This window comes from Bradyrhizobium sp. NBAIM08 (assembly GCF_020193935.1).
GTDB lineage: Bacteria > Pseudomonadota > Alphaproteobacteria > Rhizobiales > Xanthobacteraceae > Bradyrhizobium > Bradyrhizobium yuanmingense.
The window spans coordinates 1-406 of record NZ_JADYVR010000920.1; the positions used below are offsets into that span (position 1 = coordinate 1).

Consider the following 406-nt stretch of genomic DNA (forward strand, 5'->3'; position numbering starts at 1 on the left):
GGCCAACTCGTTCAACAACCGCAACGGCGTCGTCGGCGCGTACGCCGTCGCCGATGGCGCCGAGGTGTTCGCGACGCCCACGCCGGGCGTGAGCCCGTACGACGTCGTGCTCGCCGACGGGCGCGTCCTTGTGTCCGGCGCGGCCCAGCCCGACGCGGCCTCCTCGGACGTCTGGTTCGCGGCGTACCAGACGTCCGGGTCCCAGATCTGGGCGCAGACGCTCGCCGGGCCCGGCCGCGACCTCGCGTCGGCGGTCGACGTCATCGGCGGGCGAGCGTACGTCGGCGGGCAGTTCGAGCAGACGGTCGACTTCGACCCCGGCGCGGGGACGGCGGCGCGGACGAGCGCGGGCGCCTCGGACGGGTTCGCGGCGCTCTACGACGCCGCCACCGGGGCCTTCCTGCTC

General features: G+C 75.6%; 1 protein-coding gene. It reads left to right on the forward strand.

Annotated features, from left to right (window positions below):
* A partial coding sequence (locus I6F37_RS42725) for a hypothetical protein (protein WP_225154787.1) occupies nt 1-406 on the forward strand: 406 nt, incomplete at both ends.